Origin of the sequence: Asanoa siamensis, assembly GCF_016862555.1 — a bacterium.
GTDB classification, from domain to species: Bacteria; Actinomycetota; Actinomycetes; order Mycobacteriales; family Micromonosporaceae; genus Asanoa; species Asanoa siamensis.
Window position 1 is genome coordinate 17993 of record NZ_BONE01000091.1, and the last position, 12694, is coordinate 30686.

8 protein-coding genes and 1 pseudogene are annotated in these 12694 nt (G+C 71.0%); 2 read left to right on the top strand and 7 right to left on the bottom strand.

All coding sequences use genetic code 11. The features are described from left to right. Positions 1 to 135 precede the first annotated feature (135 nt). On the bottom strand, positions 136 to 1614 hold the full coding sequence (locus tag Asi02nite_RS35010; RefSeq protein WP_203718323.1) for a glutamate-cysteine ligase family protein: 1479 nt from the start codon (positions 1612 to 1614) through the stop codon (positions 136 to 138). Between the two features lie 223 nt (positions 1615 to 1837). Further along, complete coding sequence (locus Asi02nite_RS35015; protein WP_203718324.1) at positions 1838 to 2422, bottom strand: YceI family protein; 585 nt, start codon at positions 2420 to 2422, stop codon at positions 1838 to 1840. 104 nt (positions 2423 to 2526) lie between these two features. On the opposite strand from Asi02nite_RS35015, the gene Asi02nite_RS35020 reads away from it, so the two are divergent. Continuing rightward, the gene (locus Asi02nite_RS35020) at positions 2527 to 3033 is read left to right on the top strand and encodes a MarR family winged helix-turn-helix transcriptional regulator (RefSeq protein WP_203718325.1); all 507 of its coding nucleotides are present in this window, start codon (positions 2527 to 2529) and stop codon (positions 3031 to 3033) included. A gap of 446 nt (positions 3034 to 3479) precedes the next feature. Here Asi02nite_RS35020 and Asi02nite_RS35025 read toward each other — a convergent pair whose 3' ends face one another. After that, positions 3480 to 5996: an ATP-binding protein gene (locus tag Asi02nite_RS35025; RefSeq protein ID WP_203718326.1), complete on the bottom strand. Its 2517-nt coding sequence runs from the start codon at positions 5994 to 5996 to the stop codon at positions 3480 to 3482. A gap of 96 nt (positions 5997 to 6092) precedes the next feature. Next, a complete protein-coding gene (locus Asi02nite_RS35030; protein ID WP_239127458.1) occupies positions 6093 to 8297 on the bottom strand; it encodes an MMPL family transporter in 2205 nt (734 codons plus the stop codon). Between the two features lie 356 nt (positions 8298 to 8653). Between Asi02nite_RS35030 and Asi02nite_RS35035 the strand changes: the two genes are divergently transcribed. Further along, a complete protein-coding gene (locus Asi02nite_RS35035; protein WP_203718327.1) occupies positions 8654 to 8836 on the top strand; it encodes a hypothetical protein in 183 nt (60 codons plus the stop codon). 544 nt (positions 8837 to 9380) lie between these two features. Here the strand turns inward: Asi02nite_RS35035 and Asi02nite_RS35040 are convergent. The 3 genes and pseudogenes from Asi02nite_RS35040 to Asi02nite_RS35050 all read right to left on the bottom strand — a co-directional run. After that, positions 9381 to 10523 (bottom strand): acyl-CoA dehydrogenase family protein, encoded by a 1143-nt coding sequence (locus Asi02nite_RS35040; protein WP_203718328.1) that lies wholly within the window; start codon positions 10521 to 10523, stop codon positions 9381 to 9383. A 16-nt stretch (positions 10524 to 10539) separates the two neighbouring features. Beyond that, a complete protein-coding gene (locus Asi02nite_RS35045) occupies positions 10540 to 12069 on the bottom strand; it encodes an acyl-CoA carboxylase subunit beta (protein WP_203718329.1) in 1530 nt (509 codons plus the stop codon). Between the two features lie 107 nt (positions 12070 to 12176). Continuing rightward, positions 12177 to 12694: pseudogene (locus Asi02nite_RS35050) on the bottom strand (hypothetical protein); the annotation flags it as partial.

Below are 12694 nucleotides of genomic sequence, written 5' to 3' on the forward strand. Positions count from 1 at the left end.
GAGCCAGTGGGTGTTTGGCGCCGGCGTGGTCGGCGAGCTGCGCGTGGACGTCGCTGTCCTGCCAGCCGCGTTGCGGTTGTGCGCCGGACGCCACACCCGCCGGCTCCGCGGGCCGGGATCATCCGGCGCGTGGAACTAGTCCACCGGCCAGGTGTGGACCGGGTCGTTCGTGCGTTGCAGCTCTCCGTAGCGGGTGAGCATGTGGTGCAGCGCCGTTGTGCGGTCCAGGCCGCGTTTGCGTTCTGCCGCGTGGACCATCGCCGTTTGCCAAGCCGCGCCGTTCTGGCCCGTGCGGCAGCGCTCCGCGATGATGGACAACAAGTGGTCGCGGTGGCGTGGGTCGACGCCGAAGCGGTCGAGGCCGGCCGCCGCGCGGGGCAGCAGCACATCCGGCACCAGGTCGGCGATCCGCACCTCGCCATGTCGCGGCCAGTAGACCCGGGCGTCCAGGCCCCGCCGGGCCGCGGCGTGGAAGTTCTCCTCGGCCTTCGTGAACGGCAGCTGACTCCAAATCGGACGGTCGGCCTCAGCCAGATCGCGTACGAGTCCGAAGTAGAACGCCGCGTTCGCCAGCATGTCGACCACCGTCGGGCCGGCCGGGAGCACCCGGTTCTCGACGCGCAGGTGCGGCCGCCCGTTGGTGATGTCGTACACCGGGCGGTTCCACCGATAGACCGTGCCGTTGTGCAGGCGGAGCTCGCCCAACCGTGGCACACCGCCGTTGTGCAGCACCTCCACCGGATCCTCGTCGTCGGTGATCGGCAGCAACGGCGGGAAATAGCGGACGTTCTCCTCGAACAGGTCGAATATCGAGGTGATCCATCGCTCGCCGAACCACACCCGCGGGCGTACCCCTTGTGATTTCAGCTCGTCCGGACGGGTGTCGGTCGCCTGCTCGAACAGCGCGATCCGCGTCTCGGCCCACAACTGTTTGCCGTAAAGGAAAGGCGAGTTGGCGCCGATGCCGACCTGGATGCCGGCGATGGACTGCGCGGCGTTCCAGTAGTCGGCGAACGTGTCGGGCGCGACCTGCAGGTGGAACTGCACGCTGGTGCAGGCCGACTCCGGCGCGATCGAGTCGGTGAACGTCTGCAACCGTTCCACGCCGCGGATGTCGAGCCCGATATCCTCACCGCGCGCCGAGACGATCTGCTCGTTGAGCGCCCAGTAGCGCTCGTTGCTGGAGAGGTTGCCGAGCACCAGATGCCGCGGGGTGAGCGTGGGCAGGATGCCGATCAGCACTATGGTCGCGTCGGCCTTGTTGGCCCGGTCTTCCGCGCGCCCGATGCTGGCCTGGATGTCGTGCTGGTAGTCGGCGAAACCGTCGCCCTCGATCAGCCGCGGCCGGGCGTTCAGCTCGAGGTTGAACTGCCCCAACTCGGTCTGGAACGTCGGATCCGCAAGGTTGGCCAGGATTTCCGCGTTGCGCATGGCTGGCTCGGCGTCTTTGTCGACCAGGTTGAGCTCGATCTCCAGGCCGGTGGTCGGCCGCTCGGCGTCGAACTCGAAGTCGTCGAGCATCAGCGCGAAGACATCAAGACATCGCCGGACTTTCTGCCGATACCGGACGCGATCCTCGCGGGAGAAACCAACCGGCGACACATCCTTGCCCATGTGTGCCCTCCCCGGCGCACGGCCCCGTATGACTGGCGAGTGGACCCTTCACGGTAGGAGGCCCGAGTGCGCTCGGCCAGGGACAAACCAGATACTTATCACCCTTTGTAAGCGGATCAAAGCGTTCAGTCCACCATACGCCAAGGCCCCGGCGGCTGTGATCAGCTGCCGGGGCCTCGGGAATGTGCTGTGGCTAACCCGGATCGGGCCTGCCGGAAGGCGCTCAGGCCTGGCGTACGGCCTCGCCCTCGAGCTCGATGCGCACCTTCTTGCCGACCAGCACGCCACCCGTCTCCAGGTTGACGTTCCAGGTCAGGCCGAACTCCTCGCGCTCGATCTCGGTGCTGGCCGAAAAGCCGAAGATGTCCATGCCGTACGGGTTGCGGCCGGCGCCCTCGAACTCGACCTTCAGCTCGACCTTGCGGGTCACGCCGCGGATGGTCAGCTCGCCGGGGAGCACGAACTCCGCGCCGTTGACCTCCTTGACGCCACCGAGGCTCTGGAACTCGATGGTCTCGAACTCCTCGGTCTTGAGGAAGTCGGGGCTGCGGAGGTGGTTGTCACGGTCCGCGACACCCGTGGTGATGCTGGCGGCCTTGATGGTGGCGCTGACGGAGGACTCCAACGGGTCCTCGGCGACCGTGATGGTGGCCGTCGCCTCCTCGAAGTGACCGCGGACCTTGGCGACCATCATGTGCCGCGCGACGAAACCGACCAGCTTGTGCGCCGGGTCCATCTCGTAGGTGCCGGCGGTCGGGATGGTCAGGCCGTTCCAGACCCGGGTGTTGTTGGTGGCGGTGTCGGTCATTGGAGCTAGCTCTTTTGGGAGGGAGGGTGTGTCTCGGACTCAGTTGCGTCAGCAACTATACCGCCAACAATATTCCGCGCGTCAACCACTGCTACACTTTCGGTGTGGCTGAGCTGCATGAAGATCCCCGCATCACCGCTGTCGGGCTGCTCGCCGAGACCTTCACCGGGCTCTCGGCGCGCTTCGCCGCGCAGTTGGCCTGGCACAACCTGTCAGCAGTGGAGTTCGAGGTGCTCATGCGGCTGGTCAGGTCGCCGGAGCACGAGTTGCGGATGACCGATCTCGCGGCGCAGACGTCCCTTTCCACCAGCGGCGTCACCCGGGTGGTCGACCGGATGGAGCGCGACGGCCTGCTCCGGCGTCGAGCTTGCCCGACGGACCGACGCAGTAGCTATGCCGGTGTGACGAGCGCCGGTGTGGCCCGGCTCACCGAGACCCTGCCGGGCCACCTGGAGCTGATCGAGCAGTGGTTCACGAGCCAGCTCGAGCCGGCGGAGCTCGACCAGTTCCTCGACTACCTCCGCCGGATCCGGGACGCGGTCAACCCCTGCGCCACCGCGGGCGCGGATGGTGCTCCGGACGAGGACCGCGCGGAGCCGGTCAGCGCCTGACGTTTCTGCCGGTTTGGCCTCGACGGCGCTACCGGCAGAAAGACCGGCAGAACCGTGGGTCTCATGCCGCTGAAAGCCGCATTTGGGACGGCGGGCTCACGACCCCCGATACGGTACTCAGGAACCACGGTTCACAGGGGCAACAAAGCGCAAGCGCCACGGGGGCGCGGCGCGGACATTTCCGAAGGTCCGTCGGGGGGCGGGCTCGTCCGCGTCGAGCGGGGGTGGAAGGCAGCCGGTGCTGACTGATTGGGAGGGCAGTCAGCGCCGGCTGTCTTCATGTCCGCGCTAACTGCGCACATGGGCCCTCAGGTCCGCTTGCCTGTCGGCCGTCAGTCTCGGCCATCACGCCACCGCCGTCGGGCCGGGTCATCACGCCCGGCCAGCATTTCGGCCACCGCGTTAGACCTTCACAACTGAACCGTCAGCCGCGGCCTTCGTGACCGTCAGCCGCGGCCTTCGTGTTCGGCTCGCGCCCGCTCAGACGGCAACAACGTGATGCCGCCCTCCTTGCAGACCCCCTCCAACCGGCCCAGCACCGACGCCCGGGTCGTCGAATCCTCGGTCACCGACGCCAGCCCCACCAAGGCCTCCGCGACATCCCGCAAATCCCGCCCCCCGGCATAGGACTGCACCGCCACCCCGAACCACTCCGCCGCCAAAACGCGGTCGCCGCGACGGGCCGCCAGCGTGGCCTCGATCATCGCGCTCGGCCCCTGGACGTCGCTCGCCGGCGCCTCGCCCACCCCCGGGTCGCCCACCGCCGCCACCGAACGCAGTTGGGCCAGCACCGGGAACGCCTCGTTGGGCCGCTCGCCCAGGGCCAGCGCCAGACCGATCGTGCCCAGCACCCGCGCCCGGTGGCCCGGGTCGCCCAGCCGCTCCAGGGCCGAGATCGCCCGCCGGCCCATCTTCACCGCTTCCTCGTAGCGGCCGTCCAGCCGGTTGACCTCCGCCACGTTTGCCACCGCCAACGCGCGTAGCCGGTCGTCGCCGCACTGTGCCGCCAGCCGGTCGACCGCCGCCATCCGGCGCCGGGCCGCGGCCAGGTCGCCGGCCCGGATCTCGTGCCACGCCAGGTTGCTCTGCGCGACCGCCATGTCGCGGGTGCGACCCGTCCGCGTCGCCAGCGAGAGCGCGGCCGCACCGTGCCGGCGTGCCTCGTCGTACCCCCCGGTCGACATCCACAGCCCCGAGAGCTGGTTGCGGGCCGCGAGTTCGCCGGAAACGTCGCCCTGCGAGCGGAACGTCGCCAGCGCCGACTCGGCCGCCGGCAGCTCGCTCGCGGCCGCGCTGTGCTCGGCGGCCAGTTGCGCCACCCCGAGCTGGGCCCAGGCCCGCAGGACGGGGTCGGCGTCGGCGGTACGCGGGTCGTCGAGCAGTCGGCGCAGCCACTGCCGGCCCGCCGCGTCCCGCCCGCGGAACCGCCACCAGCGCGGCAGGTTCGCCGCCAGCAGCAGCGCCGTGTGCGGGTCGTCGATCGCCGAGTGAGCCAAAGCGCCCCACAGGTCGCTGCTCACCTCGTCGAGCCGGGCGACCGCACCGGGCAGCGTGCCCCCGGCCAGCTCCGGCGCCACCCGGGCGGCGAACCGGGCCATCACCATCGCGTGCCGCCGCCGCACCGCGGCCAGCTCGCCCTCGGCCGCCGCCTGCTCCTCGGCGTAGTCCCGGACCACGTCGAGCAGCCGGAACCGCATCGAGCCGGACCCGCGCATGCCGAGCAGGCCGAGCGCGACGAGCCGGTCCAGCAACGGCACCGGGTCGCCGTCGAGCGGGCCGCCGGGCGCCGCCGTGTCGGCCAGCATCGCCTCGCCCAGCTCCACGGACCAGCGGTTGCGGAACGGCGACAGGCGACGCACAGCCACCTGCTCCTCGGGCTCGAGCAGCCGGTAGCTGGCCGCGACCGCGTCCCGCAAACTGACCGCGGCCGCCTCGTGGGCGCTGCCGGCCAGGTCGAGCAGGCGATGCCCGTACCTGTCGAGGATCTGGTTCATGTCCAGGACCCGGCCGCGGGCGGCGGCGAGCTCGATGGCCAGCGGCAGCCCACCGAGGCGGCGGACCAGGCGCACCAGCGCGCCTACCTCGCCGGGCTCGAGCGGGTCGCGGCGGACGCGGCGCAACCGCTCGAGGAAGAGCGCGATCGCCGGGAACTTCGACACCGCGGACAGGTCGAGGTCGTCGGTCGGCGGCACTTCCAGTGGGACGACCGGCCAGACGCGCTCGCCGGGCAGGCCCACGGGATGCCGGCCGGTGGCGAGGATGCGCAGCGACGGTGCGACGCCACCGAGCCGGTGCAACGCCTCGGCGACGGCGCCGGGCGCGCGCTCGACCGCGTCGACCAGCAGCAGGCTGGGCGCGCCGGCGAGGCGGCCGGCCAGGTCGTCGGCCCGGGCCACACCGAGGACGGTCGCGGCGGCGGTCAACACGTCGCTCTCGGTCGAACCCTCACTGATCACGATGCCGGCCACGCCGCCCGGGTGCCGTTCCTTGACGCGCTCGATGACGGCCAGCGCGACGCTGGTCTTGCCGACGCCGGCGAGGCCGACCAGCGTGACCAGGCGACCGTCGCCGCGCAGCAGCGTCAGCGCCACCTCGGCGACGTCGAGGTCGCGCCCGACCAGCGGGCCGGGCGGCGGCAGCCCGCGACCACGACTGGCCGCGACCGACGCCGGGGTCAGCGGTGTCATCGCCGGCACCGCCGGACGCTCCTCGGCGGGCGTCGGCGTGCCCCGCGCGACGGCGAGGAACTCGGCGCGCGCCTCCGCGCTGAGCTGCAACGCCTCGGCGAGGAGGTCCACAGTGGTGCGTTGCGGCCGGGACGCCCGGCCACGCTCGAGGTCACGTACGGTCCGGACGCCCACGCCGGCCCGGTGCGCGAGCTCGTTCTGGGTCAGCCCGGCCTCCCGGCGGCGGGCCTTGAGCAGGGCGTCGAAACCCTGGTCAGTGCCGTGATCCGCGGTCATGGGCAGGAAGGGTACGCAGCGTCGGGCCCGACCGGGACCTCAACGTCGCGTCACTGACCGGTGAACGCCAGATTCCCGACAGACCCTTAATACTTGCTAGGTCGAAATCGTTTCTTTTAGGGCCGGGACGCTGGCGGTGGCCTTCACGGGGGCCCCGCTCGCCGACCCGAACCAGCGCTGGTGCAGGCGGCGCAGCGGGCCGGGCGCCCACCAGTTCCACTCGCCGAGCAGGCTCATCAGCGCCGGGAGCAGCAGCCCGCGGACGACGGTCACGTCGAGGACGACCGCGACCACCATGCCGAACCCGACTTCCTTGACCGCGGTCAGCCCGCCGAGCAGGAAGCCGAGGAAGACGACCGAGATGGACAGTGCGGCGGTCGTGACGACCGGACCGGTGCGGGTGATGCCCGCGAGCACCGCGCGGTCGCTCGCGGCGGCGTCGTACTCGGGCCGCCGGTTGCGCCGCCGCCTGTCCCATTCCTCCTTGATTCGGGCCAGCAGGAAGACCTCGTAGTCCATCGACAGCCCGAAGATGAAGACGAAGAGCAGCACCGGCGTGGTGACGTCGATGGCGCCCCAGGAGTCGAAGCCGAGCAGCACGTCGCCGAAGCCCCACTGGAACACGACGACCAGCACGCCGAGGGTGCCGAGCAGGGTCAGCGCGTTCATCAGCAGGGCCTTGACCGGGATGACGAGCGAGCCGGTGAGCACGAACAGCAGGATCGCGGTGACGAGGAACAGCACGATCACGGCGAACGGCAGGCGGCTCGCGACGGACTCCTGGTAGTCGACGAGTTCGGCGGCCGGCCCGCCCACCAGCAGCGGCACGGGCGTGTTCAGGGCGCGGATCTGGCGTACGAGGTCGCGCGAGGTCTGGTCGCCGGTCGCACCGGCGGGCGTGACATCGACGATCGCGGCAGCCCCGGTGACGTCGGGCCGCGGCTGCATGAGCACCACGCCGGGCATGGTGTTGAGCTGGTTGAGCAGGTCACGCACGGCAGCGGTGGCGGGGTCGGCGTCGACGACCACGACCACGGGCTCGGCCCGGCCGACGTTGAAGTCCCGCTGCACCGTCTCGTGAACCTGGCGTGCTTCGGCGTCGGCCGGCAGCGCGCGGGCGTCCGAGTTGGCCAGGTTGGCGCCGAGCACGAACGGCAGCGAGAGCACGACGAGCCCGAGCGAGACGGCGATCGCGGTCGGGCCGGGCTTGCGCTGCGCCGTGGCGGCGAGCTTCGGCAGGAGTGCCTGCTTGGGCCGCGGGAGCCGGTCGAGCAGCGGGTGCCGCACGCCCTCGGCCGGCATCCGCCGGTGCGCCGTGGCCAGCAGTGCCGGCACGGCGGTGAGCCCGGCGAGCGTGGCGAGCACGACGACGACGGCGCCGCCGAGGGCCATACTGGCCAGCAGCGGCTCGGCGAACGCGAACAGCCCGAGCATGGCGGCGGCGACGGCCAGACCGGAGATCAGCACGGTCCGGCCGGCGGTGGCGGTGACCCGCGCCATCAGTTCCGCGACCCCGGCATCCTCGTCGGCGGCACGCTCTTCCCGGAACCGGGCGATCATCAGCAGCGCGTAGTCGACGGCCAGCCCGATGCCGAGCAACGTGACCACGTTGACGGTGAACTCGCCGACGTCGCCGAGGGCGGTGAGCAGCAGCAGCCCGAGCAAGGTGGCGGCGACGGACGCGAGGGCGGCGGCGAGCGGGATGAGCCCGGCGACGAACCCGCCGAGAATGAGCACGAGCACGACGAGCAGCACGGCGAGCGCGATGCTCTCACCGACGGCAGCGTCCCGGATGGCCTGGTCGGCGAACTCCCGCTCGGCCAGCTTCTCACCGCCGACGAGCACCTGCGGGGCATCGATCCGGTGCAGGGCGGCGGCGACCAGGTCCTCGGCCTGCTCACGCTGGGCGTCGGGCAGCCCCGGTCGCAGCTCGACCTCCACAAGGGAGCTGCGGTTGTCGGCACCGATCCGCCCACCGGGCGCGCTGTAGAGGTCGTCGACGGCCTTGACCCCGTCGATCCGCCGGATCTCGTTGGCGATCTTCTGCACGTTCTCGACCAGCGGCGGGTCGTAGATGTCCCGCTCCCGAATCACGGCGACGACCTTCTCGCCCTCGGGTTTGAGCTGCTGCACCCGCTGATCGGCACGCTGCGACTCGGCATCGGGCCGCAGGTTGTCGGTGGTCGCGAGCCGATCGAACACCTGCCCACCGAACGCCCCGCCGGCGATGACGAGCACGAGCCAGCCGGCCAGCACGGGCCACCGCCACCGAACCATCGCCCGACCGAGCGCAGCGAACATGGGCTTCCCCTCCCCGGGATGAGTACCGGGAGATGCAAGCACCTCTCACCACCCCGCGCCACCCGGCGTTCGGCCGTCCTTGACGTCGGATATCCGCGAAGCGCTCTCAGCAGGCGATCAAAATCCGGATCCGGGGTCCCGGGTCCGTCGTGGGCACGACCGTCGCTCCCGCCGGACACCGGGCCGGGCCCAAGGGGGCCCGTCCCTGCCAGGCCCGCGCCACACGGACAAAACGCGTCCACGACCCGCGCCGAAAAAGCCGATGCTCACCGCAGCGCGCTCCCACGCCCGACCGACCGCCGAGAATGGACGCACCGTGACCGTCCCCCCACGACCAGAGTGGGCGGTTCGCCGAGGTGGCGGTCGGGCTCGGTTTGCCGGTGCAGGCGGTGCAGGCGGTGCAGGCGGTGCAGGCGGTGCAGGCGGTGCCGTTCTACCAGCGAAGGGCGCGGCTACGGCTACTCCTGATCGCGGTCAACACCGCCTCCGCGTCATCGATCACGGCCAGCCACGGGTGCTGCGCTCCTGGATCCGGTTGAAAGACCCGGACGGGACGGCACCCATCGGCGAGCCACGACAGTCAGCTCCGGCCCGGCTCGCGCGCGGCCGCGGGTGGCGTCCAGCGGCGGCCGCGGCCACGACAGCAGCTCCCGGTCCGGCCACACGCCGACCGGGCAATCTCGTCAACGACGGCAGCGGCTGGACGCCACGGCCCGACCCGCCGCAGGCGCAGCCGCGACAGCAACCCCGAAGCTGCCGGCCGCGACAGCAGCTCCCAGACCTACCCCGTAGCGTCGGCAGGAGCGACCACCGCTTCCGAAGGCATTCCCCTGGCGGCTCGCGGAGTGCCGGCCGTGTCACCGGTGGCTGGCCGATATGCGGGCCTCAACGGTTCGGTCATCGTCGGGGCGACTGGTGCTGCGCGGTGCATGGCAGGCTGCGGCGTCACGAGGCGCGGTTGTCGAAAGGCCGTGACCCGCGGCGGAGGTGGCAGCTAAGCGGAGCGAGCGGTGTCCGGCGGGAGCGACGGTCGCGCCCCCGACGGACCCGGGACCGGCTTCTTAGGTATGGATCGTCCGATTGCTACGCGATGCCCAGATCGCGGGCGATGACCAGGCGTTGGATTTCCGACGTGCCCTCGCCGATTTCCAGGATCTTGGAGTCGCGCCAGAAGCGGGCTACCGGGAATTCGTTCATGAAGCCGTAGCCGCCGTGGATTTGGGTGGCTTCGCGGGCGTTGTCTACCGCGCTCTCGGTCGCGTAGAGCTTTGCGATCGCCGCCCGGCGTTTGAAGTCGCGGCCCGCGAGCATTTCGGCCGCTGCGTCGTGGTAGGCCAGGCGGGACAGGTGGGCGCGCTTCTCCATGTCGGCGATCTTGAATTGGATCGCCTGGAAGCCCGCGATCGGCTGGCCGAAGGCGTGGCGTTCCTGGGCGTAGCGCAGCGACTCGTCGACGCAGCCCTGCGACAGGCCGACCGCCAGCGCGGCGATGGCGATGCGGCCCTCGTCGAGGATGCGGAGGAACTGGGCGAAGCCTCGGCCGCGTTCGCCCAGCAGGTTTTCCGCCGGGACGCGGACGTCCTCGAAGCTCAGCTCGTGCGTGTCCGACGCGCACCAGCCGACCTTCGAGTAGCCCGGCGCGACCGTGAAGCCCGGCGTGCCCGACGGGACGATGATCGTGGAGAGTTCCTTGCCGCCGTCGGGGCGCGTGCCGGTCACCGCGGTCACCGTCACGAACGACGTGATGTCGGTGCCCGAGTTGGTGATGAAGGCCTTGGCGCCGTTGATCACCCACTCGTCGCCGTCGAGGACGGCGCGGGTCGCCGTGCCGCCGGCGTCGCTGCCGAAGCCCGGCTCCGTGAGGCCGAAGCCGGCGAGCGCCTCACCGCTCAGCAACGGCGGGAGCCAGCGGCGCTTCTGCTCCTCGGTGCCGAAGCGGTAGATCGGCATGGCGCCCAGCGAGACCGCGGCCTCCAGGGTGATCGCGACGCTCGAGTCGACGCGGGCGATCTCCTCCAGGGCCAGGCAGAGGGCGAAGTAGTCGCCGCCCATGCCGCCGTATTCCTCCGCGAAGGGCAGGCCGAACAGGCCCATCTTGCCCATCGCCGCGACGATGTCGTAGGGGAACGTGTGGTCGTCGTAGTGCTTGGCGATCACGGGTGCGACGACGTCGCGGGCGAACTCACGGACGCTCTCGCGCAGCGCTTCGTGCTCCTCGTTGAGCATGGCCGGCTCCTTGGCTCTAGACAGGGGTCACGCCGTGGCGACGGCGGGAGAAGTGGCGGTCCTTGCCGCGGGCCGCGGTGTAGCGGTCGATCAGCTCGGCGCGCAGGCGGTCCGGCGGCACGATCGCGTCGACCACGAGCTCGCTGGCCAGGTGGACGATGTCGATGTCGCGCTCGTAGGCCTCGCGGCGCTCGGCGACGAACGCGGAACGGGCCTCCTCGTCGTCGATCGCGGCGATCTTGTTGGCGTAGACCGCGTTGACGGCGGCCTCGGCACCCATCACCGCGATCTTCGCGGTGGGCAGCGCGATCGTGGCGTCGGGGACGAAGCCCGGGCCGGCCATCGCGTAGAGGCCGGCGCCGTAGGCCTTGCGCACGACCACACAGATCTTCGGCACCGTCGCCTCGCTGATCGCGGTGATCATCTTGGCGCCGTGCCGGATGATGCCCTGCTTCTCGACCGCGGTGCCGACCATGAAGCCGGGCACGTCGGCGAGGAAGAGCAGCGGGACATTGAAGGCGTCGCAGAGCTGGACGAACCGGGTCGCCTTGTCGGCGGAGTCGACGAACAGCACGCCGCCCTTGAACATCGAGTTGTTGGCCACCACGCCGACCACCTCGCCGTCGAGGCGGCCGAAGCCGATCGTCAGCTCCTTGGCCCAGAGCGCCTGGATCTCGAAGAACGAGCCTTCGTCGAGCACGCCCTTGGCGAACTTGCGCATGTCGAAGGCCTGGCGCTCGTTGGGCGGCACGATGCCGGCCAGGTCGACCGCCGGCGGCGCGACGGCCTCGACGGCCGGGGGCGCGAGCGTGTAGTTGGCCGGCAGGTAGGACAGGTAGCGGCGGACCGTGTCGAGCGCCTCGTCCTCGGTCTTGCAGAGGAAGTGGCCGACGCCGGACTCGCGGGTGTGCACGCCCGCGCCGCCCATCGCCTCCAGCGTGGTCTTCTCGCCGGTGACCATCTCGACCATGCGGTCGGACCCCAGATACATGCTGGCGTTGCCGTCGACCATCGCGACCACGTCGCAGAACGCCGGGATGTAGGCGCCGCCCGCCGCGGACGGGCCGAACAGGGCGCAGACCTGCGGGATCGAGCCGGAGGCGCGGACCTGGTTCCAGAAGATGTGCCCGGCACCGCGGCGGCCCGGGAACAGGTCGACCTGGTCGGTGATCCGCGCGCCGGCCGAGTCGACCAGGTAGACCATCGGCAGGCCGGACTGGTAGGCCCGCTCGATGATCCGGATGATCTTCTCGACGGTGCGGGCGCCCCAGGAGCCGGCCTTCACCGTCGAGTCGTTGGCCATCAGCGCGACCCGGCGGCCGTCGATGGTCGCCACGCCGGTGACCACGCCGTCGGCCGGCAGGCCCTCGGCCAGGGCGTTGGCGTAGAGCCCGTCCTCGACGAAGGAACCCTCGTCGACCAGGTGGGCGACCCGCTCGCGGGCGAACATCTTGCCCTTGGCGGCGTTGGCCGCGTGGTAGCGCTCCGCGCCACCGGCCCGGACGCGCTTGCCGAGCTGCTCGAGATCTTCGTCGTCGAGTGCCACAGCGACCCCTTCGCCAACGTTACTGAACGATCGTTAGGGTAACACCCCCGAATGATGAAGGGGCCCCCGCAGGTTGCGGGGGCCCCGGGTGGTGCTTGTTGCGAAGATCAGCCGTTGATGGCCGCAGCCCCGCCGGTGGCCGACGCGAACGCGCCACCGATGATGCCGATCGCGTTGCCCGCGACGTTGACCGGAACCTGGATCGGCACGACGACCTGGGTGCCGTTCAGGGCGCCGAAGTTGTTCGAGCTGACGATGTTGCCGGTCCGGTTGACCGCGACCGCGCCGCTGAAGCCGCCGTCGGCGCCCTTGGCCTTCTTGCCGTGCTTCTTGCCGTGGCGGTCGTCGTTGTAGTAGTCGTCACCCTCGGTCGCACCGGAGCGGGCGCCGGGGGCGTCCATCTTCGGGGCGGCCGGAGCGGCACCGCCGCCGGCGAGCTGGCCGACGACCGGGAGGCCGGAGACGGCGGGCAGCGAGCCGACCAGCGGCAGCGCCTCGTCACGGGCCGACTCGACCTCGGCGCTCTCGCCGTTGAACGCGATCGCGCCGCCGCCGCAGGAGGCGAACGCCCCACCGATCAGAGCGATCGCGTTGCCGCAAACGTTGATCGGGATCTGGATCGGGG